General features: G+C 59.8%; 10 protein-coding genes. 6 read left to right on the top strand and 4 right to left on the bottom strand.

Features of this window, described 5'->3' with window-relative positions:
• Nucleotides 1-155 precede the first annotated feature (155 nt).
• The 4 genes from AOA59_RS24290 to AOA59_RS24275 form a co-directional block, all read right to left on the bottom strand.
• The gene (locus tag AOA59_RS24290; RefSeq protein WP_371919087.1) at nucleotides 156-1,439 is read right to left on the bottom strand and encodes a sugar ABC transporter substrate-binding protein; all 1,284 of its coding nucleotides are present in this window, start codon (nucleotides 1,437-1,439) and stop codon (nucleotides 156-158) included.
• 298 nt (nucleotides 1,440-1,737) lie between these two features.
• Nucleotides 1,738-7,521: a hypothetical protein gene (locus AOA59_RS24285; protein WP_143522806.1), complete on the bottom strand. Its 5,784-nt coding sequence runs from the start codon at nucleotides 7,519-7,521 to the stop codon at nucleotides 1,738-1,740.
• A gap of 482 nt (nucleotides 7,522-8,003) precedes the next feature.
• On the bottom strand, nucleotides 8,004-8,933 hold the full coding sequence (locus AOA59_RS24280) for an AraC family transcriptional regulator (protein ID WP_065931663.1): 930 nt from the start codon (nucleotides 8,931-8,933) through the stop codon (nucleotides 8,004-8,006).
• 71 nt (nucleotides 8,934-9,004) lie between these two features.
• Nucleotides 9,005-10,294, bottom strand: a complete 1,290-nt coding sequence (locus AOA59_RS24275; RefSeq protein ID WP_099489340.1) for a glycosyltransferase — start codon at nucleotides 10,292-10,294, stop codon at nucleotides 9,005-9,007.
• Nucleotides 10,295-10,452: 158 nt separating this feature from the next.
• Between AOA59_RS24275 and tpx the strand changes: the two genes are divergently transcribed.
• The 6 genes from tpx (at nucleotide 10,453) to AOA59_RS24245 (ending at nucleotide 22,519) form a co-directional block, all read left to right on the top strand.
• A complete protein-coding gene (tpx, locus tag AOA59_RS24270) occupies nucleotides 10,453-10,953 on the top strand; it encodes a thiol peroxidase (protein WP_065931661.1) in 501 nt (166 codons plus the stop codon).
• A gap of 230 nt (nucleotides 10,954-11,183) precedes the next feature.
• A complete protein-coding gene (locus tag AOA59_RS24265; protein ID WP_069788841.1) occupies nucleotides 11,184-12,488 on the top strand; it encodes an MdtA/MuxA family multidrug efflux RND transporter periplasmic adaptor subunit in 1,305 nt (434 codons plus the stop codon).
• Nucleotides 12,485-15,586, top strand: coding sequence for an MdtB/MuxB family multidrug efflux RND transporter permease subunit (locus AOA59_RS24260; RefSeq protein ID WP_065931659.1), 3,102 nt, complete (start codon nucleotides 12,485-12,487; stop codon nucleotides 15,584-15,586). The genes AOA59_RS24265 and AOA59_RS24260 overlap by 4 nt, the downstream gene beginning before the upstream one ends.
• On the top strand, nucleotides 15,583-18,690 hold the full coding sequence (locus tag AOA59_RS24255; RefSeq protein WP_074854508.1) for an efflux RND transporter permease subunit: 3,108 nt from the start codon (nucleotides 15,583-15,585) through the stop codon (nucleotides 18,688-18,690). The genes AOA59_RS24260 and AOA59_RS24255 overlap by 4 nt, the downstream gene beginning before the upstream one ends.
• Nucleotides 18,687-20,162: an efflux transporter outer membrane subunit gene (locus tag AOA59_RS24250; RefSeq protein ID WP_099489339.1), complete on the top strand. Its 1,476-nt coding sequence runs from the start codon at nucleotides 18,687-18,689 to the stop codon at nucleotides 20,160-20,162. The genes AOA59_RS24255 and AOA59_RS24250 overlap by 4 nt, the downstream gene beginning before the upstream one ends.
• Before the next feature lie 260 nt (nucleotides 20,163-20,422).
• Nucleotides 20,423-22,519 carry a bifunctional diguanylate cyclase/phosphodiesterase gene (locus AOA59_RS24245; protein WP_099489338.1) on the top strand — a complete coding sequence of 699 codons (2,097 nt, stop codon included), beginning with the start codon at nucleotides 20,423-20,425 and terminating at the stop codon, nucleotides 22,517-22,519.
• The last annotated feature ends 31 nt before the right edge of the window (nucleotides 22,520-22,550 follow it).

Raw genomic sequence — 22,550 nt, 5'->3', positions numbered from 1 at the left:
CCAGTCGGGTGCATGCAAAACTAGAATCGGAGCGCGCTCAATGTGGGCGCTGGCTTGCCTGCGATGGCATCACATCGGTCTGGCTGACAGACCGAGTCGCCCGCATCGCAGGCAAGCCAGCTCCCACACAAAGCATTTATCGCGGTGATGCTGAGTTATTTGGGATAACCCGCCCGCTTCATCTCACGCTCGGTGGTGGTCTGCGCGGCGGTCAAGGCTTGGTCCACCGTTTGCTGGCCGGTCAGCGCGCCCGAGAAGAACTTGCCGACCTGGGTACCGATCGCCTGGAATTCAGGAATGGTCACCAACTGGATACCGATATACGGCACCGGCTTGAGGGTCGGTTTGGTCGGGTCGGCGACTTTCAGCGATTCGAGGGTCACCTTGGCGAACGGCGCGGCTTTGAGGTACTCGTCGCTGTAGGTCGATTTGCGCGTACCAGGCGGCACATTGGCAATGCCATCGGTCTTGGCAACCAGCTCGCCGTATTCCTTGGACGTTGCCCAGGTGGTGAACACCTTGGCGGCGTCCTTGGCTTTGGAACTGGTCGGGATCGCCAGGCTCCAGGAGTACAGCCACGAGGTGCCTTTGTCGGTCTTCTCGTGGGGCGCGAAGGTGAAGCCGACGTTGTCAGCGACCTTGCTCTGAGACTTGTCGGTGACGAACGAACCGGCCACGCTGGCGTCCACCCAGATCGCGCACTTACCGCTGTTGAACAGCGCGAGGTTTTCGTTGAAACCGTTGCTGGAAGCACCCGGCGGGCCGGATTTCTTCATGTTGTCGACGTAGAAGTTCAACGCGTCCTTCCATTCCGGGCCGTTGAATTCAGGCTGCCATTTTTCATCGAACCAGCGTGCGCCGTAGCCGTTGGCCAGAGTGGTGATCAGCGCCATGTTCTCACCCCAACCGGCTTTGCCACGCAGGCACAGGCCGTACTGCTCTTTGCTCTTGTCGGTGAGTTTGGCGGCGAATTCGCCGATCTGGGTCCAGGTCGGGTGCTCGGGCATGCTCAGCCCGGCGCCCTTGAACAGGTCGGTGCGGTAGTAGGTGATCGAGCTTTCGGCGTAGAACGGCAGGGCATACAACGAGCCTTTGACCGACAAGCCGTCACGCACCGAAGGGAACACGTCGTCGAGGTCGTAGGACGCCGGCAGGTCTTTCATCGGCTCCAACCACCCCTTGGCACCCCACAGTGCAGCTTCGTACATGCCGATGGTCAACACGTCGAACTGGCCGCCCTGGGTGGCGATGTCGGTGGTCAGGCGTTGGCGCAGCACGTTCTCTTCAAGCACCACCCAGTTCAGCTTGATGTCCGGGTGCTCGGTCTCAAAGGTTTTCGAGAGCTTTTGCATGCGGATCATGTCGCTGTTGTTGACGGTGGCAATGGTCAGGGTTTGCGCGCCAAAGCTGACGGCGCTGAGGGTCATGCAGGTAGTCATGCAGGTGGAGACAAGCAGTGCTTTTGCTGTGAACTTCATCGCGCACTCCATTTCCGCGCCCAGGGGGCTACAGAAGGACAGTTATTGTTGTTGTGTCTTCCGACAAGATGTCAGGAAGAGTGTGCGGTGATTACAGCCTTCAATTGGGGTTATGACAAATCCTTGGGCGCACTGGGGCTGATACTTTTTTGCACTGGTCGCTGAGGCGGCTCATACGGTTTCTCCAGGGTTGGGCAAACGCACGGCCGCACAGTTGCCGTGCGGCCTGCTCAGAAATCCCGTGGCTGGGATGTTTGAATCAATGAACTTTCATTTCCACTTGAATCGTGGCGGGAGGTTTGCTTTTGGTGTACAGGTGGTTTTTCGATAAGTGCGTCAACATTTTATTGGCTCGGGCGCTTGTCTTATTTAAAACGCTTTGCCACAAATCAACCGTGATGGATCCTTCTTTGAACTCACGCTCCCAGTTAATTTTCTCCCCGGCCCGGTAAACATTTTTTGACAGCAACACGAGCGTATGATTGCTGCCTGGGATTTGCACCATATAAGTTCGGTAGCCACTCTCTTTGGCTGACGCCTTGATGGTATCTGCGGCATACGCCGCCATCTCGGCACATTGTCCGAATATTTTTCCGTTTGCGTCCCTTTCCGCGCCCACTCGTCGGGCCAATCGGGTTTGAAACGTCTCACTGCGCACTGCGCCATAATTATCCAGCCCCAGCTCCTTGCGCAGTTCGTCGCGTCTTCTCCTCACGGCCTGGTGGTTGCCATCATATTTGTATTGAGTGACCCCGTTTTCATTAGCGGTGGGGACGTCGGTGATAGCGATCTCTTCGAAGTGCGGTTGAAGTGCTTGTTGAACCTCGTCCATGACGACACGTGCCTTATCTCCCTTAGGCGCTTGCAGTGTGCGCCACAGGGACAAATCATTGAGGTTGGCCACCTTGCCCTCACTGACCAGCTGTGTGGGACGAAGTGTTTTAGGGCCAGGTTGTTGGCGCGCTCTGAGGGTGTCCCGGTACTCTTTGATCATCGGTTTTTCAGCGGACGTGCATTTTTTGAATACGATCTCGTTTGGCTGCGGAGTCTCCAGCCTTGTGTAATAGAACTCGGCGGTGTCGGCCTCGATTACCAAGTATTTAGCGGCGCTGCCCTGGGGGTCGTTGACGACAATGCCTCTGAGTTCCCGCGTGTCGTCACACAGATCACTGATGCGGTTGAGTTTGACGACACGCGATTCTGCTTCTAACAGGTTGTCCGGGTTCAAGTTATAAAAACCAAACCCAGCGTCGTTCTTGAGGCTGGCGCTTATCTCCTGTTTATAGATGATGGGTTTTTGATCTGTCACGGGCTCCAAGCGAAGCCCCGTATCGTGTTCAACCCAACGGTAACGGCGGCGCTGGAAAACAGTGAATCTGTCCTTCTCCAGAAGTTCGGGTACTGAAGGGAACAGGCGCACGTGTTCAAGCGCTTGAAGTTCCTGAGCGGCCAGGTCGTCAACGTTGTTGAGCACTTTGGAAAAACAGGTCGTATCGACCACGCGTTTAGTCCTGCCCGCCGAGATAGAAGGGGCAGGGCAGATGCCTTCAAAGCCCTCCAAAGGTTTAAAGTGCTCGGCTGATTCCAGATCAGTCATTACCCCCGGGTTGCGAGTGTCGTAGCGGTACACGCGTTCGCCTTCGACCAGGTCAAAACCATGGGTGCGGGGCACTGTGTAAGCGTTGGCGGATACCGATTTCTCCGTCACCAGTGCGTGGCTGCCGTCCGCCAGGGCTTCTTGATGCAAGACGTAAGAGGTATCGGGCACAAAGCTCACCAGAGGCGGGCCATAAGCCGCCTCGGTCGTAACGTCATACGCGTACCAATGACCGTCTTGGCGTACTGCGCTGATATTGGCTTGCTCAGTACCGCCGTAACTTATTGTGCCATCAGCCCGGTTGGCCGCCGAAGCAAATGTGCCCGCATTGCGTTCGGCTGAAGGGGCAATTTGCGTGCGCCCGAACGAGCTTAACGACTCCGAGACGCTGGAGGCAGTCAGGTCGGTGAACGCAATATTTTCAACCTCTTTAACCCCGAACTTATCGATCAAACCGGCGGCGATCTTGGAACCTGCCCAGCCCGCACCTGTTTTTGCCAATGTCCATAGTTTGCCCAGGCCCTCGGTGGCGACGTACATCACAATATCAACGCCTAGGTCCCACACCGCCTGCGCATACTTGCCCTGGAAAACATCCAGCACACTGGAACCTCCCGGGAGGGCGCGTAAAATGCCTTCGAAGGCGTCAATAGGTTCCACGCTGTTTTCAACTCTGTTCGCACGCCGGTTCAAATGCGTTGCGACAAAACTGGTTTTGTTCAAGTAGATCGAGTCCACCAGCAACTTAGACAAATACTGGGTTCTTTGACTGTCGTAGTTGGAGGTCTCATGGGTTGCGCTGAACGCAACCAAGAGCTGCCTGATACCGGTTGTTGGGTCGTCATTCGGGATAACGAAGTCGGTTTCGTCGATCCGGGTCAATACGACGTTGGATCGGGTTCCGGGCTTCGGCTCTGCGCCGTTATTGAACGCCGTTGCGTCGAGGGTTTGCAGGCCGGAAGTGCCGTCAGGGATCGTTGGGTCGATAGCGGGGATTTTTACTATTTTTCCAATGGCCGGGTAGATCGCAAAGGCTCTGTCAACGCCCTGGTAATTTGTCGTTAATACGATGCCATTGCCGGCGCCTTTGACTTGATAAACTTTCACCGATCCGTTGACGAGACTCTCGCGATCAGCAAGAGGCAGCTTGCTCAGCATCCCCTTGAACAGTGTGACGGTGTGTCGTCTGCGCAGCGTGTAGTCTTGTTCAATGGCTTGGTTGAACTGGGCATTAATATCAGGCAACTCGCTAGCGCCGGCGCGCAGTGCCTCGGTATCCAGCCCCGGACGCGATGACGTCCAGCGTTCTCCAAGGCGCCCGGCCTCGTAGGCTTCAACGATGCTTGCATTGACACCCGAAAACAGCCCGCCTCCCACCGATTCCCAAAGATCAGCGCGTTCGTAGTCGATATGGTTACCAAATTTTTCTCGCAACGCCTTTAGAGCCATGCTCCTTCTGGTGGGCGCCTCCGGCCCGCGCAGGAAGTTGATTGCCTCGGACGTCTCCTTGATCTGTTGGTCCAGTTTTTCCTGGCTCAATCTGTGCTGCTCAGGAGTATAGGGAGCGGTGTCACTTTGGATTTCGTGATTGTTGGCAATTGCCCAGTCTCTGACTGGATTGACCTGGGCCAAGGCCTCCAGTCGGGCTTCAGTGGCTGAAATGGGCCTTATCTTGTGAAAGTTCATCACTTGCTGGAAGGTCATATTTGCGCTGGCGCCGGGGGCTATCCATTCAACCCGGTTGACGGCAGTGGCAAAGGCGACCCACTCAGTGGAACTGAAGCAGGCCATTGATGGCATCTCTTTTACCAGCAGGGCAGGGGCCGTCCCCGCCATCAATAATTGGGCAACTGCCGGCACAAGGTTGGGCGCAATGTTGCGCTCTGAAGCCAAGTGCTGGTTGAAGCGTTCACGAATCTCACCCGGCTCAAGCCCCCAGTTGGCCGATTGCATGAAATCAAAACCCGCAACGCTATTGCGCATCGTGCCGGCGGCCGGGTCGAGTTCCAGCACCAGCACGGTCAACAGCCATTGTTGAAGGCTGGTAGCGGTTGGCGCACCCTTCATCTGGGTTTGCAGGCTGGCCGCTAACGCCAGGGCTTTATCCGTGGAGAGCAGTTGTTGCAACGCGGTTGCCGGATCACTACTGAGGTTGGGGACCGCTGTGCCTAGATAGTCGAGCAGGCTTTTCTCGGCGCCAATGAGTGTTTTTACCTGCTCCACTACTGCGCTGCGTTGCGCAGTGCTCAGCGACAGCGGCGTCGACAGAAACCCCCAATGATTGCCCAGCGGTGGCGACCGTGGGACTGGCGTCTGCAACGCCGCCAGTAGATTGTCGTTATCGGCTTTCGACTGCGTGGTGTACCAGCCGTTGTCCGCGATAAATTGCTGAACCGTCGTGACGCTTTTAGGCTGATGCGATGAGTCGGGAGAGACTACAAAGCGCGCGCTGTCGTCGACTTTGCCTTGCTTCAACAGATTGATTAACGCATACCGATCATTGCTGTTACCCAGCGCGGTACGCTGACTTCGCAGCCGCGCCACTGTGACTTGCGCAGGCTCCGATCGCTCCGGCAAGTGCTGAGTGCGGCCTATCAGTTCCAACTGCCGGGCAAATTTTTCGCTGCTGGGGTCGGTGCTGATACCGTAGAAATTGCAGAGCCATTCGAACGGTACGCTGCTGGCGGTGCCATATTTGAGTTCGACGGGCTTTGTGCCGGCAGCGAATGGCGCTGCGGCAGCGTTTACAGGGTTCATTACGTCGAAATGCTCAGGAAACTGTTTGGCAAAGTCGGTTTCTCTCGTCCGCAGATCGGCCGCATCTTTTGGCGCAACCCAAGTTGTGTCGGTACCGACGAGGTTGTTCTGCTGGCGCCAATCGCTATAACCCCGTGCGTTCAGGGCGTCGCCCAAGTAAGCCAGTGATTGACCGAACAGGCTGTTGGCCGGGATCGAGTCAATCATCGTTGCCGTGGCCTTGGCTGGGTCAGCCTTGATCTGCAGCATCACTCGATGCACGGCGATGGCCAGGTCGTGTTCGGCCTTGGCCAACACATCAGCGGGTGACTGTTGGCTTTCTTCCGTGGCGTTGTTTGTGTTGGCTCGCACGGCGGCGGCGAGGGTTTCAAGGGGCGAGGGGGGAATGGTCGTGCCGGCCAGTTGCTGTATTACCGCCTGCTGGCGCTGCTGTATGGCATTAGCTGGGTCGGTGTCGGCCAATGCTTTGAAGTTGTTGTTTTGGTTGATCTCGACCACCCGGCCGAGTGTGGCCGCAAGTTGGCGTTGCTCCCACCTCGGTTTACGACTGTCCTCTTGGTGAGGCGGCGCTTCGTTGTAGAACGCCATTACTTCAAACAGTGTCGCGCGGGTGCCGGTGGGGTAGGTCACGTCCGAGTCAGACCCGGCGGCCATCTGTTGAACGGCTGGCTTAACCTCGACCCAGGCATCGGCCCAGCCTGACACATCGTTGACGGTGAACGTGGTGGGGACACCCTTCACTTCACCTGTCAGCGCACCGCTGACAGGGTTGATGCGCACGCTGCCGGGGTCCAAATCGTTGTCTTTCGCAAAGGTTTTGAACGCATTGCCGTTGAGTGCATTCAAGAGATGTTTGCGCACTTGGCTGAAGGTTGAATACTCAGGAATATCTTCCAGAATGACTGAGGTTTCATATTGGGTCGTTTCCGGAACCAGTTTCATCAACCCCTGGCTGACGAGCTGCGCCAGCGCACGATCCGCTTGCTTAACCTGCTGTTGCGCGGTGAGCGGGGCGAACGTCTCAAGCGTCTGCCGTAGTGCGTGTGTCGGCAGATCCACGATCCGTTGGCTCGCCTCCCGCTGTCGCTGCTTGATGGGCGCATCCAGCGGGTCGGTGCTGCTTAACGCAGCGAACTTGCCGTCGCGCAACAGTTGCCCGGCCATCGACAGAGTGTCGTTACTGCCGATCGAGCCCAGTTGCATACCGTAGAAACCAGCGATGTCGCTGGCGGATGCCTGCGCTCGACCGTAGAACGCAATGTCTGAATAACGCATGCCTGCCAGTTTTTTTGCGGCGGCCCATACGGCGCCTGAGACCGCAGACCATTCAGGGTCATTGGGGGAGAAGTAACTGACTAAGCCGCCATCAACCTTCTCCGTCAGGGCGCCGTCGACGCCAATGATCAGGTTCGAAGTCTCAATCAACTTGGCTTCGGCAAACGATTTGAACGGTTGCGACTCGAGCGCGTCAGCCAGCGCAGACCACGCCTGGCCGAAGGTTGAGTGCGGTGGGACGACAACCTTGTCCGGCTCCTCGCTTGAGCGGCGGGTTTCTCTGGCGAGCCGTTGGCGGATAATGCTGTTGGCAACGCCGATGGCCAGTTGCTGGTCGCCTTGTTCAACCAACGCGTCGGCGAACTGGCGGGTTGACGCCAAGCGTGAAGGCGGTGTGGCGTTGGGGTTCTGCAAGTCTCGGCGTATGCGCGCGGCAACAGGGCGAGTGTTCGATGGGCCGGGTGGTGGGTTGTCGAGGGCCTCCTGAGTCGGCTGAGGGTGGCGGGTTAGCGGTTTGACTGGCTCGACGGGGAGTAGCGGGGCGCTTTGAGTGGGTGAAGGCTGAACGTTGATCATAGAGTTACCCTTTGTGCGTCAGAAAAGCACCAGCCAATGCCTAAAGTAGCGGCGATGCCTTCGCTGAGTGACAGTGGGTCCTACAAGGTTCCTGCTGCGCGTTGCGGTTTCACCGGTACTTTGTGTTCCGGGTGTTTCGCGCCCAACAGAATCAAGCCAGGTTCTGTTCCGTAAGGAGACAGTGCATCCAGCCAATGACTTTTAGCTTTTTGGTCGTACACAGGAGGGCGTTACGCCCCATTTATATTGCGGGATATGCTGGTGGCGGGCGTGAGAGCATTCATCGCTGATCGCCAGGGCACCTCAGGCTTGCGGTCTTTTTAACTGAAGTGCGAGGCGTCTACCGGCATCAGGTTCTGCTCCGTCAACCGCTGCATCGCCAACCGTCGATAGTGGGAAGGGGTCATGCCCTTGAGTTGCTGAAAGCGCCGGTTGAAGTTGGAGATATTGTTAAAGCCTGACTCAAAGCACACATCGGTGACGGCCTTGTCACCGTCCGCAAGCAATTCGCAGGACTTGCTGATGCGCAGCCGGTTGACGAATTCGATAAAAGTGCGCCCGGTGGCCTGCTTGAACACCCGGGAAAAGTACGTCGGCTTCATCCCCAGGTGTTCCGCGACTTCCTCCAAAGGCAACTCCCGCGCGTAGTGGGCAAAGATATAGTCCACCGCGCGGTTGGTGCGGTCGATGCTGTGCTCGTCGGCCAGTTGCGGCGTGGTCACGCCGGAGAGCAACTGGTAGTCCTCGCAGGCGCTCAATACGTCCAGCAAGATGAAGAAATGCCCAAGGCGCGCCATGCCCCGGCTGTCTTCGATACGCTGCATCAGGTCCATGGCCTGGGCGATGGTTTTTTTGCAGCGAAACTCGACGCCGTACTGTGCCCGTTCAAGTAACGGCGTCAGGCTCTTGAGTTCGGCGAACAAGTGGTTGCCCTGCTCAAACAACTCATCGGTGAAGTTCACCAGCATGTCGCGCTTGGGGACCACCTCGTCCTCTTCCACCTGGCTGATCCAGTTGTGGGGCAGGTTGGGGCCGGTGAGGAACAGGCTTTCGGGATAGAAGTTGCCGATGTAGTCGCCGATAAACACCTTGCCGGCGCTGGCCACGATCAGGTGCAGCTCGTATTCCTTGTGGAAGTGCCAGCGCACCAGCGGGCAGGGGAAGCCGTGCTGGCGATAGATGATGGACAGACCGTTGTGATCGTCCATCAACTCGTAGGAAGGGTCGGTGATGCGCATTGCTCGGGTCATGCTGCCGTCGCTTTATTGTGGTTGCTGCACAGGATAATGCCCCCTTGTGCGCAACCTCGCCAGCGCCAACCTTATAGGCTGCGGTTTTTTGCCTCGATCCACTGCGACATGTACTGGGTGCTTTTATGCGCATGGTGGCGCAGCATGCTGCCGGTGAAGTTATCCCGGCGATGGGCAGCGAGTCGGCTGCGGCAGCGTTGCAGGCAGTCTACAAGTGCCGGGCCGTGGAAGGTCTGGTCGTAACGTCGGGCGAGCAACCGGCGGCCCGCCTCCTGGGCCTGTGTCCAGCGTTCGTGGTCTTGATACAGCGCCACGGCCGCCGCCGCCAGTGCCGGCGCACTCTGTTCGATCATGCCCGGCCACGGCTGTTCGTCCCCCATGGCCTCGGCGCCTATCGGCGTAGTGATGTTCGGCGTGCCGCAAAGCATGGCATCCATCAGTTTGCCCTTGATCCCGGCGCCGAAGCGTATGGGCGCCAGGCAGATACGTGCGGCTGTCATCACTTGCAGGGCATCTTCGGCCCAGTTCATCACATGAAAACCCTGCGCAGGGTTGTGCAGGGCGGTGGCCTTGGGCGGCGTGTAGGCGCCGTAGATATGCAGCTGTGCGCCCGGCAGTTGCTGGCGGATCAACGGCCACACGCTGTTCTTCATCCACAGCACCGCATCCCAATTGGGCGCGTGACGGAAATTGCCGATGCTGAGAAAGTGCGCGCGGTCTTCAAACGGTGCAAAGGCTTCGGTGGGCGGCTCCAGCATTAACGGGCACCAGTGGAGCAGGGCGGCCGGCACCTTGAAGTGCTCGGTGAGCAGGCGGATTTCCACATCGGAAATCATCAGGCTGATATCACAGCGGTAAATGGCGGCGATCTCGCGCTTGGTGAGGTCGGTGTCGGCCATCCATTGGAACTCCTCCTGCAAGGCCGGCTTGAACAGTGCGCTGAAATCGTCGCTGTCGGGGTGGGCCTTGAGATGGGCCTTGAAACGCTGATGGCGCGCATCGCGCAGGCTTTGCAGGTCGGAGGTTTCCAGCACGCGCAAGGCATTGGGGCAGCATTGCTCCACGCGCCAGCCGAACTGCTCTTCCATCATGAAACGGTCGAACAGCACGATGTCCGGGGCTAACGCGCGGATAAAATCGTCGAAACTGCTGTTGTTGAGCTCGATGGCGCACTCGCTGATGCCCAGGGCAGGCAAGTCGGCCTTGTGTTCGCCAAGGGTCGCCGGGCTGCTGAAGGTAATGTCCCAACCCTGGTCCAGAAAGCTTTGCAGAATCTGCATCATATGCCCACCGGCGGCGGAGGAGCGGGGTTCCGGCCAGACATAACCAATGACCAGGACTTTGGTGGCGGGCTGATTCATCTAAAGCGGATCCTTGAAGGGCGGGCAAAAAACGCGCAATTAAACCACACCTGTGCGGCATGACAATTTGTGTCTGGAGGTAGGTAGCCACCTCAGTTTGTGGTTAACTTCGGCCTCTCGAATTCGTTAAACCAAAACCCAGCATAAGGATTCCGTTCATGGCCCAAGTCACCCTTCGTGGTAACCCTGTCCAGGTTGAAGGCGAATTGCCGAAAACCGGTGCCACCGCTCCAGCGTTCAGCCTTGTCGCTGTAGACCTGTCGGAAGCGACCCTGGAAACATTCGCCGGCAAGCGCAAAGTGCTGAACATCTTCCCAAGCGTCGACACCCCGACCTGCGCCACTTCGGTACGCAAGTTCAACGCCCAGGCCAACGATTTGAGCAACACCGTTGTACTGTGCATCTCCTCTGACCTGCCGTTTGCCCAGAAGCGCTTCTGCGGCACCGAAGGCCTGGACAACGTGCTGAGCCTGTCGGACTTTCGCAACGCCGACTTCGCCGTAGACTACGGCGTGTCCGTGGCCGACGGCCCGCTGCAAGGCCTGACCGCCCGTGCCGTGGTGGTACTGGACGAAAACAACAACGTGCTGCACAGCGAACTGGTGCCTGAAATCGGCCAGGAGCCAAACTACGAAGCAGCCCTGGCTGTTTTGAAGTAACTGTTTCGGCGCATTACTGTCATTTTGCAGTAGCACGCTTGCGGCAAGATTGCGGCCTGGCCTAGTCCAGGCCGTTTTTATTTGCGCTTCAGACGTTTAGCGAAATAGCCCGCGGACTAAGGTCAACCGTTAAAAGTTGTAATCCAAGGTAAATAGCCGGTAAAGGCGCTTTTCTTAATGCGCCCCAGTGCTTATCTTTCAGCCTCCCAAAGAAGAAGCTCTCGCGCCCAATGGTTGATCACTCCATGCAATCTTCCCCTCGCAATTCCCGCCGCTGGCTGTTCGGCCTGCTTGTGCTGTTGGTCATCGCCGGCCTGTGCTGGAAATTCTGGCCCGCCGGCCATAAAGATGACACCGCGCAGAAACCGGCCGGGCATACCGGCAAGACGGGGATGGCGCGGCCCGGTTTCGGGGGGGCCACCGGCCCGATTCCGGTGCGTGTGGCGCCGGCCGTGCTGGGCGAGTTCCCGGTGTACTACAAGGCCCTGGGTACGGTGACCGCGCTTAACACCATTAATGTGCGCAGCCGGGTGGGCGGTGAGCTGGTCAAGATCGCCTTTGAAGAAGGCCAGATGGTCAAGGCGGGCGACCTGCTCGCGGAGATCGACCCGCGCAGCTACCAGAACGCCTTGCTCCAGGCCCAGGGCACGCTCCTGCAGAACCAGGCCCAACTGAAAAACGCCCAGGTTGATGTGCAGCGTTACCGTGACCTGTATGCCCAGGACAGCATCGCCAAACAGACTCTGGACACCGCCGAAGCCCTGGTCATGCAGTACCAGGGCACGGTCAAGACCAACCAGGGCGCGGTCGACGACGCCAAGCTCAACCTCGAGTTCACCAAGATCCGCGCGCCGATCAGCGGCCGCGTCGGCCTGCGTCAGGTCGACGTCGGTAACCTGGTGGCGGCCAACGACACCACCTTCCTGGCGGTGATCACCCAGACCCAGCCGATCAGCGTGGTCTTCACCCTGCCGGAAAACACCCTCGACACCGTGCTCACCCGCTACCACGCCGGTAACAAATTACCCGTGGAAGCCTGGGACCGTGGCGATGTGAAGCAGCAGGCGGTCGGCGTGTTGCAGAGCCTGGACAACCAGATCGACGTGACCACCGGCACCCTCAAATTCAAAGGCCGTTTCGATAACAAGGACCAGGCGCTGTTCCCTAATCAGTTCGTCAATGTGCACCTGCTGGCCGACACCTTGCACAATGTGGTACTGGCACCGTCCGCCGCAATCCAGTTCGGCAACAGCGGCACCTTCGTCTACAAGCTCGACGGCGACAAGAAGGTCAAGATGCAACCCTTGGTGGTCGGCGATACCGATGGCGACAACACCGTCATCAAGGAAGGCCTGGTGGCCGGCGACCGCGTGGTGCTGGAAGGCACCGACCGCCTCAAGGACGGCAGCGACATTGAAGTGGTCAACGACAGCAGCGAAGTGCCGACCACGCCGACCGAACACCTGCAAGGCAAGCCTGCGGCAAAAGGGGAGACCGGCGCTAACGCCGGCAAGGCGCAAAAGGTCGGTTCATGAACCTGTCGCGACTGTTTATCCTTCGCCCGGTTGCCACCACGCTGAGCATGCTGGCCATTGTCCTGGCCGGCATCATTTCTTACCGTTTGCTCCCCGTCTCGGCTTTGCCGCAGGTGGACTACCCGACGATCCGGGTGATGACCCTGTACCCAGGCGCCAGTCCGGACGTGATGACCAGCGCGGTCACTGCGCCGCTGGAGCGTCAGTTCGGGCAAATGCCCGGCCTCACACAAATGGCGTCCACCAGTTCGGGCGGCGCCTCGGTGCTGACCCTGCGCTTTAACCTCGACATCAATATGGATGTCGCCGAGCAACAGGTGCAGGCCGCGATCAACGCCGCGACCAACCTGTTGCCCAAGGATTTGCCGGCGCCGCCGGTGTACAACAAGGTCAACCCGGCAGACACCCCGGTGCTGACCCTGGCAATTACCTCCAAGACCATGTTGCTGCCCAAGCTCAACGACTTGGTTGACACGCGCATGGCGCAAAAAATTGCACAGATCAGCGGCGTCGGCATGGTCAGCATCGCCGGTGGCCAGCGCCAGGCCGTGCGCATCAAGGTCAACCCCGAGGCCCTGGCGGCCAACGGCTTGAACCTGTCGGACGTGCGCACCCTGATCGCCGCCTCCAACGTCAACCAGCCCAAGGGCAACTTTGACGGCCCTACGCGTGTCTCCATGCTCGATGCCAACGACCAGTTGGTTTCGCCTGCGCAATACGCCGAGTTGATCCTGGCCTACAACAATGGCGCGCCGCTGCGCCTTAAAGACGTGGCGCAGATCGTCGACGGCGCCGAAAACGAGCGCCTCGCTGCCTGGGCCAATGAAAACCAGGCGGTGCTGCTCAATATCCAGCGCCAGCCCGGCGCCAACGTGATCGAGGTGGTGGACCGTATCAAGGCGTTGCTGCCGAGCATCACCGATAACTTGCCGGCAGGCCTGGATGTGACGGTGCTTACCGACCGCACCCAGACCATCCGCGCCTCGGTGAAGGACGTACAGCATGAATTGCTGATCGCCATTGCCCTGGTGGTGATGGTCACGTTCCTGTTCCTGCGCCGGGTCAGCGCCACGATCATTCCGTCGATCGCCGTGCCGCTGTCGCTGGTGGGCACCTTTGGCGTGATGTACCTGGCGGGCTTCTCCATCAACAACCTGACGCTGATGGCACTGACCATCGCCACCGGGTTTGTGGTGGACGATGCCATCGTGATGCTGGAAAACATCTCGCGCTACATCGAGGAAGGCGAGACGCCCATGGCGGCTGCGCTCAAGGGCGCCAAGCAAATCGGTTTCACCCTGATTTCCCTGACCCTGTCGCTGATCGCGGTACTGATTCCGCTGCTGTTCATGGCCGATGTGGTCGGGCGGCTGTTCCGCGAATTTGCCATCACCCTGGCGGTGGCGATCCTGATTTCCCTGGTGGTGTCCCTGACCCTGACGCCGATGATGTGCGCGCGCCTGCTCAAGCGCGAACCCAAGGAAGAAGAACAAGGCCGTTTCTACAAGGCCAGCGGCGCCTGGATCGATTGGTTGATCGAAGCCTACGGGCGCAAATTGCAGTGGGTGCTCAAGCACCAGCCGTTGACCCTGCTGGTGGCCATCGCCACCCTGGGCCTTACCGTGGTGCTGTACCTGGTGGTGCCCAAGGGCTTTTTCCCGGTGCAGGACACCGGCGTGATCCAGGGCATATCGGAAGCACCGCAGTCGATTTCGTTTGCCGCCATGAGCCAGCGCCAGCAGGAGTTGGCCAAGGTGATCCTGGCCGACCCATCGGTCGAAAGCCTGTCGTCCTACATCGGTGTGGATGGCGATAACGCCACCCTCAACAGCGGCCGTTTGCTGATCAACCTCAAGGCTCATGGCCAGCGCGACGTGAGCGCGGCCCAGGTCATCACGCGCCTGCAACCGCAGATCGACAAGCTGGTGGGCATTCGCCTGTTCATGCAGCCGGTGCAGGACCTGACCATTGAAGACCGCGTGAGCCGTACCCAGTACCAGTTCAGCATGTCCTCGCCGGACGCCGATTTGCTGGCGCTGTGGAGCGACAAGCTGGTGCACGCCTTGCGCCAGTTGCCGGAACTCACCGATGTGGCCAGCGACCTGCAGGACAAGGGCCTGCAAGTGTTCCTGGTGATCGACCGTGATGCGGCCTCGCGCCTGGGCGTGAGTGTGTCGACCATCACCGATGCGCTTTACGACGCCTTCGGCCAGCGGCAGATTTCCACCATCTACACCCAGGCCAGCCAGTACCGCGTGGTATTGCAGGCGCAATCGGGTGAAACCCTGGGGCCGGCAGCGCTCAACCAGATTTATGTGAAAACCACCGACGGCGGCCAGGTGCGGCTGTCGAGCCTGGCGCATGTGGAGCAGCGTCAGGCACAACTGGCAATTGCACATATCGGCCAGTTCCCGGCGGTGATGATGTCGTTCAACCTGGCGCCTGGCGTCGCGCTGGGCAAAGGCGTGGAGCTGATCAACCAGACCCAGAAGGACATCGGCATGCCGGTGGGCGTGCAGACCCAGTTCCAGGGCGCGGCCCAGGCCTTCGAAGCCTCGCTGTCGAGCACCTTGCTGCTGATCCTGGCGGCGGTGGTGACTATGTACATCGTGCTCGGCGTGCTGTACGAGAGTTACATCCACCCGATCACGATTCTTTCCACGTTGCCGTCCGCCGCAGTCGGCGCCTTGCTGGCGTTGCTGCTCAGTGGCAATGACCTGGGCATGATCGCGATCATCGGCATCATCCTGCTGATTGGTATCGTCAAAAAGAACGCGATCATGATGATCGACTTTGCCCTCGACGCCGAACGCAACCAGGGCCTGGACCCGCAGACGGCGATTTATCAGGCCGCGCTGCTGCGCTTTCGGCCGATTTTGATGACCACCCTGGCGGCCTTGTTTGGTGCGGTGCCATTGATGCTGGCCACGGGTTCCGGCGCCGAGTTGCGACAACCGCTGGGCCTGGTGATGGTCGGCGGCTTGCTGGTGAGCCAGGTGTTGACGCTGTTTACCACGCCGGTGATCTATTTGTATTTCGACCGCCTTGGCCGTCGCTGGCGCAAAGAGCCGCAAAGCCTGGAGCCGGTTGAGTCATGAACCTGTCCGGACCTTTCATTCGCCGGCCGGTAGCCACCATGCTGCTGAGCCTGGCGATCATGTTGCTCGGTGGCGTCAGCTTCAACTTGCTGCCGGTGTCGCCGTTGCCGCAGATCGACTTCCCGGTGATCGTGGTGTCGGCCAGTTTGCCCGGCGCCAGCCCGGAGGTGATGGCCTCGACGGTGGCGACGCCGCTGGAACGCTCATTCGGCGCGATTGCCGGCATCACCACCATGAGCAGTTCGTCGAGCCAAGGCTCCACGCGGGTGATCCTGGCATTCGACTCCGACCGTGATATCAACGGTGCGGCGCGGGAAGTGCAGGCGGCCATCAATGCCTCGCGCAACCTGCTGCCCAGTGGCATGCGCAGCATGCCGACCTACAAAAAGATCAACCCGTCCCAGGCACCGATCATGGTGCTCTCGCTGACCTCCGACGTGTTGCAAAAGGGCGAGTTGTACGACCTGGCCTCGACCATCCTCTCGCAAAGCCTGTCCCAGGTGCCGGGGGTGGGCGAAGTGCAGATCGGCGGCAGTTCCTTGCCGGCGGTGCGCATCGAGCTGGAACCCAAGGCCCTGGACCAATACGGCGTGGCCCTGGACGATGTGCGCAACACCATCGCCAATGCCAACCAGCGGCGGCCCAAGGGTTCCCTGGAAGACAGCGAGCGTAACTGGCAGATCCAGGCCAATGACCAGCTGGAAAAGGCCAAGGACTACGAGCCGCTGCTGATCCGCTACCAGAACGGCGCAGCCTTGCGCCTGGGCGACGTGGCGAAGATCAGCGACGGCGTGGAAGACCGCTACAACAGCGGCTTCTTCAACAATGATTCGGCGGTGCTGCTGGTGATCAACCGCCAGTCCGGCGCCAACATCATCGAGACCGTCCGGCAGATCAAGGCCCAGTTGCCCGCGTTGCAGGCGGTGCTGCCGTCCAGCGTCAAACTCAACCTGGCCATGGACCGCTCGCCGGTGATCACCGCGACCCTGCATGAAGCCGAGATGACCCTGCTGATTGCCGTGGCCCTGGTGGTGCTGGTGGTGTACCTGTTCCTGGGTAACTTCCGCGCCTCGTTGATCCCGACCCTGGCAGTGCCGGTGTCGCTGGTCGGCACCTTTGCGGTGATGTACCTGTTTGGGTTTTCGCTGAACAATTTTTCGCTGATGGCGTTGATCCTGGCCACCGGCCTGGTGGTGGACGACGCCATCGTGGTGCTGGAAAACATTTCCCGGCATATCGACGAGGGTGTGCCGCCGATGAAGGCGGCGTACCTGGGCGCCGAGGAAGTCGGCTTTACCTTGCTGTCGATGAACGTGTCGCTGGTGGCGGTGTTCCTGTCCATCCTGTTTATGGGCGGCATTGTCACCAATCTGTTCCGTGAGTTTTCCATCACCTTGTCGGCGGCGATCATTGTGTCGCTGATCGTCTCGCTGACCTTGACCCCGATGCTCTGCGCGCGCTGGCTCAAACCGCACATTAAGGGGCACATGACCGGTTTGCAGCGCTGGAGCCAGAAGGTCAATGACCGCATGGTTGCGGCCTACGCCACCAGCCTGGACTGGGTGCTGCGCCATCGCCGCCTGACCCTGCTGAGCCTGTTGATCACCGTGGGCGTGAACATCGCGCTGTACGTGGTGGTACCGAAAACCTTCATGCCGCAGCAGGACACCGGCCAGTTGATCGGCTTTGTGCGCGGCGATGACGGGCTGTCGTTCAATGTGATGCAGCCGAAGATGGAAACTTTCCGCAAGGCGGTGCTCAAGGACCCGGCAGTGCTCAGCGTGGCCGGCTTTATCGGCGGCAACAACGGCACCAACAACGCGGTGATGCTGGTGCGCCTCAAACCTATTGCCGAGCGCAAGCTCTCGGCCCAGGCGGTGATCGAGCGTCTGCGCAAGGAAGTGCCGCTGGTGCCGGGCGGGCGGCTGTTCCTGATGGCCGACCAGGACCTGCAATTTGGCGGCAGCCGGGACCAGACCAGCGCCCAATACTCCTACATCCTGCAAAGCGGCGACCTGGCTGCGCTGCGTTTGTGGTACCCGAAAGTGGTCGCTGCCTTGCGCGAGCTGCCGGAGCTGACCGCCATCGACGCCCGCGAAGGACGCGGTGCGGCGCAGGTGACGCTGGTGGTCGACCGCGACCAGGCCAAGCGCCTGGGTATCGACATGAGCATGGTCACCTCGGTGTTGAACAACGCCTACAGCCAACGGCAGATTTCCACCATCTATGACAGCCTCAACCAGTACCAGGTGGTGATGGAGGTCAACCCGAAATACGCCCAGGACCCGATCACCCTGAACCAGATGCAGGTGATCACCTCCACGGGTGCGCGGGTGCCGTTGTCGACCATTGCCCATTACGAAAACAGCCTGGCCGACGACCGTGTCAGCCATGAAGGCCAGTTCGCCTCGGAAAACATCGCCTTCGACATGTCGCCCGGGGTGACGGTGGAGCAGGGCACGGCCGCCATTGAGCGGGCGATTGCCAAGGTCGGTTTGCCGGAAGACGTGATCGCCAAAATGGCCGGCACCGCCGATGCTTTTGCGGCGACGCAGAAGGGCCAGCCGTTCATGATTCTGGGCGCGCTGGTGGCGGTGTACCTGGTGTTGGGCATTCTGTATGAAAGTTATGTTCACCCGCTGACCATTCTGTCGACGTTGCCATCGGCCGGTGTCGGCGCGCTGCTGTCGATCTACCTGCTGGGCGGTGAATTCAGCCTGATATCCCTGCTGGGTCTGTTCCTGTTGATCGGCGTGGTGAAGAAGAATGCGATCCTGATGATTGACCTGGCGCTGCAACTGGAGCGCCATGACGGCATGAGCCCGCTGGAATCGATTCGTAGCGCCTGCCTGCTGCGCCTGCGGCCAATTTTGATGACCACGCTCGCGGCCATTCTGGGCGCCTTGCCATTGCTGCTCGGTTCCGGCGATGGCGCCGAAATGCGCCAGCCCCTGGGCCTGACCATTATCGGCGGGCTGGTGTTCAGCCAGATCCTGACCCTTTACACCACCCCGGTGGTCTACCTCTATCTTGACCGCGCGCGCCACCGCTTCAACGCCTGGCGCGGCGTGCGTACCGATGCTGCCTTGGATACTGCGCTATGACCGATTCAACCTTGACTAAATTGGCCATGAGCATGCCCCGTGGTTCCCGTATCGCCAGCCTGCTGCTGTGCGGCGCATTGCTCAGCGCCTGCGCCATCGGCCCGGATTACAAACGCCCGGAGGTGGTCGAGCCCGCGCAGTTCAAGCAAGCCCAGGGCTGGCGCCAGGCCAACCCCAGTGATTCCCTGGCCCGTGGTGCCTGGTGGGAGTTGTACGGTGACCGTCAACTTAACGAGCTGGTCACGCGCCTCAATAACGCCAACCAGACCGTGGCCCAGGCCGAAGCGCGCTTCCGCCAGGCCCAGGCCCAGGTGCGCAGTGCACGCGGGGCGTTTTTCCCCACGGTGGACTTCAGTGCCGGTAAAACCCGTGCCAGTCAGGGCACCGGCAGCAGCAACGCCAGCCTCAGCAGTTCCAGCAGTGGTATCCGCGACACGCTCAATACGCAGTTGGGCGTGAGTTGGGAAGCGGATGTGTGGGGCAAGTTGCGCCGTGGTCTTGAAGCGAATGAAGCCACGGCTGAGGCCAGTTCGGCGGATCTGGCGGCGATGCGTTTGAGCCAGCAATCGGAGTTGGTGCAGGACTATCTGCAACTGCGCGTGATGGACGAGCAGACACGTTTGCTGCAGGCCACGCTGGAGACTTATCAGCGCTCCCTGAAGATGACTGAAAACCAGTACCGCGCGGGGGTTTCCGATAAAGCCGCGATTGCTCAGGCACAGACTCAACTGAAGACGACCCAGGCCAGCTTGATCGACTTGATCTGGCAGCGTGCGCAGTTGGAAAACGCCATTGCGGTGTTGATCGGCGAAGCGCCGGCCAACTTCAATCTGGCAGTGAGCAAGGACATTCCAGCCTTGCCGCAGATTCCGGTGAGTGTGCCATCGCAATTGCTTGAGCGGCGCCCGGATATCGCGTCGGCGGAGCGCTCGGTGATTGCAGCCAACGCGAATATCGGCGTGGCCAAGGCGGCGTATTACCCGGACCTGACCTTGAGCCTGGCGGGTGGGTATTCCAGCAGCACCTATGCGGACTGGATCAGTTTGCCGAACCGGTTCTGGTCGGTGGGGCCCAAGCTTGCGATGACCTTGTTTGACGGTGGGCAGCGTTCGGCTGAGGTCGATCGTAGTGTGGCGTCTTACGACGAGACGGTGGCCAAGTACCGCCAGACAGTGCTGGATGGTTTCCGCGAAGTGGAAAACTATATGGTCCAGTTGAAAGTGCTGGAAGATGAGGCGGTGGTCAGCAATGAAGCCCTGGAGGCCGCGCGCGAATCCCTGCGTTTGACGCAGAATCAGTACAAGGCCGGGCTGATCGCCTACCTCGATGTGGTGACGGTGCAGGCCACGGCGTTGAGTAATGAACGCACCGTGCTGACCTTGTTGCAGACGCGGTTGGTGGCAAGTGTGCAATTGATTGCGGCACTGGGTGGCGGCTGGGACGGGCAGACGTCCTTGGCTGACAAGAAATGACTGAGCAGATTTCAACAAACGACTCAGTCGTCTCGCGGATTTTAAAGTGGCCGATCCTGTCGCACCGAGCCTGATATTCAAGCAGATCACTCGGCGCAGCGGCCTGAAGCAGGTGGCATTTCAAGGTCATTAGATTGGCGTCAAAATGCCACTAATGGCCCCTTGATAATTAATTAAACCGGCCATAATTATTCTCGCTACAATCGCCCGCTTTGCCACTTGGCACGGGCGTTCCAGGCCCGTCAGTCTTGAGAAGTCCCATGCTGATCGGTAGTTATTCCCCCTCTCTGGTCGTGATCTCCCTGTGCGTTGCGATCCTGGCGTCCTATACCGCACTGGACCTGGCCGGCCGTATTGCGACCGCCAGGGGGCGCGTGGCGTACCTGTGGATGACCGGCGGGGCATTGGCCCTGGGCGTGGGCATCTGGTCCATGCACTTTATCGGTATGTTGGCGTTGCGCCTGCCCTTTGCTCTCGGGTTTGACCTGGGCATCACCGCACTGTCGTTATTGATCGCGGTGTTATCCAGTGGCTTTGCACTGTGGCTGGTCAGCCAGCCACGTCTGCCGGCCTGGCAGTTGGGGTTTGGCGCGCTGGTGATGGGCGCAGGGATTGCCTGCATGCACTACACCGGCATGGCCGCGATGCGCATGACCCCTGGCATCGATTACGACCCCGCGCTGTTTGGCACCTCGTTGTTGATCGCCGTGGTGGCGTCCGGCGCGGCCTTGTGGATCGCGTTCAACCTGCGGCGCAATACGCCTTACGTACGCCTGGCGCGGGGTGGCGCCGCGGTAGTGATGGGCATTGCGATTGTGGGTATGCACTACACCGGCATGGCTGCCGCGCGTTTTGCTGACAACAGTTTCTGCGGCGCCGCGCTGACGGGCCTGAGTGGCAAGGGCCTGGATAACCTGGTGCTGGTCACCTCGCTGGCGGTGTTGATCATCGCGCTATTGACCTCATTGCTCGACGCCCGGCTTGAAGCCCGCACCGCCGTGCTCGCCGAGTCACTGACCCTGGCCAACCAGGAACTCACCCACCTGGCCCTGCATGACATGCTCACCGGCCTGCCCAATCGCACCTTGCTCGCCGACCGCATTCAACAAGCCATACAGTCCGTCATGGAGCAGGGTGGTTGTTTTGCGTTGATGTTTATCGACCTGGACGGTTTCAAACCGGTCAATGATGCATTTGGCCACCATTTGGGTGATCAATTGCTGCGTGAAGTGGGTTTGCGTCTGCGCGAGGACCTGCGCAGCCAGGACACCCTGGCGCGCATCGGTGGCGATGAGTTTGTGCTGCTGGTGCAGTTGAGCCAGCCGGACGACGCCGTGGGCCTGGCCGAACGCCAGGTCGGCTTGATCGATCGTACGTTCAAGGTAGCCGAGCATGAACTGAAGATCTCCGCGAGCATCGGCATTGCCATGTTCCCCGGTAACGGCGTGAACCCTCAGGAACTGCTGATGAACGCTGACGCCGCCATGTACCACGCCAAGGGCATGGGCAAGAACGGCTACAGCTTCTTTGATGTGTCGATGAACACCAATGCGCGCAAACAGCTGCAGTTGTTGCAGGACTTGCGCAACGCCGTGGAGCACCAACAGTTCCGCCTGTACTACCAGCCCAAGTTCGACGCGCTCAGCGGTATTGCGGTCGGCGCCGAAGCGTTGTTGCGTTGGGAGCACCCGCAACAGGGCCTGTTGTTGCCGGCGATGTTTATCGAGCTGGCGGAAAAAACCGGGCTGATTATTCCCATCGGCGAATGGGTGCTCAACGAGGCTTGCCGCCAGATGGCTGTCTGGTATGCGCAGGGTTATGAAGACTGGCGCATTGCGGTCAACCTCTCGGCGCTGCAGTTTTGCCATGCCGGGCTGGTCAGGAGTGTCGCGGCGGCGTTGGCGCGTCACCGCTTGCCGGCCAACAGCCTGACCCTGGAAATCACCGAAACCACCGCCATGAGCGATGCCGATGCGAGCATGACGGTGTTGCAACAGCTCTCGGACATGGGCGTGGACCTGTCCATCGACGACTTCGGCACCGGTTATTCAAGCCTGATGTACCTCAAACGCCTGCCCGCCAACGAGCTGAAGATCGACCGTGGGTTTGTGCGGGACCTGGAACACGACAGCGACGACGCCGCCATCGTCTCGGCCATCGTTGCCCTTGGCCAGGCACTTGGGCTGCGCATTGTCGCCGAAGGGGTAGAGACCGATGTGCAGCAGAGTTTCCTTACCCGCTTGGGGTGCAACACCTTGCAAGGCTACTTGCTGGGTCATCCGTTGCCGGCCGAGGGTTTCATGGCCGACATCCAGCGCGCCGAAGACGCCCTGACGCCTGACAAAAGCCGTGGATGACGGGTATTCTTGGATCCAACCTTAAACCGTT

Origin of the sequence: Pseudomonas sp. 2822-15, from assembly GCF_002742515.1 — a bacterium.
Lineage (GTDB): Bacteria > Pseudomonadota > Gammaproteobacteria > Pseudomonadales > Pseudomonadaceae > Aquipseudomonas > Aquipseudomonas salomonii.
The sequence above is the reverse complement of the archived record's forward strand: the minus strand, read 5'-3'. Positions and strand labels throughout refer to the sequence as shown.

Coding starts and splice junctions, on each gene's coding strand:
- AOA59_RS24290 (WP_371919087.1), bottom strand. CDS start 1,439: ATGACTACCTGCATGACCCTCAGCGCCGTCAGCTTTGGCGCGCAAACC.
- AOA59_RS24280 (WP_065931663.1), bottom strand. CDS start 8,933: ATGACCCGAGCAATGCGCATCACCGACCCTTCCTACGAGTTGATGGAC.
- AOA59_RS24275 (WP_099489340.1), bottom strand. CDS start 10,294: ATGAATCAGCCCGCCACCAAAGTCCTGGTCATTGGTTATGTCTGGCCG.
- tpx (WP_065931661.1), top strand. CDS start 10,453: ATGGCCCAAGTCACCCTTCGTGGTAACCCTGTCCAGGTTGAAGGCGAA.
- AOA59_RS24265 (WP_069788841.1), top strand. CDS start 11,184: ATGGTTGATCACTCCATGCAATCTTCCCCTCGCAATTCCCGCCGCTGG.
- AOA59_RS24260 (WP_065931659.1), top strand. CDS start 12,485: ATGAACCTGTCGCGACTGTTTATCCTTCGCCCGGTTGCCACCACGCTG.
- AOA59_RS24255 (WP_074854508.1), top strand. CDS start 15,583: ATGAACCTGTCCGGACCTTTCATTCGCCGGCCGGTAGCCACCATGCTG.
- AOA59_RS24250 (WP_099489339.1), top strand. CDS start 18,687: ATGACCGATTCAACCTTGACTAAATTGGCCATGAGCATGCCCCGTGGT.
- AOA59_RS24245 (WP_099489338.1), top strand. CDS start 20,423: ATGCTGATCGGTAGTTATTCCCCCTCTCTGGTCGTGATCTCCCTGTGC.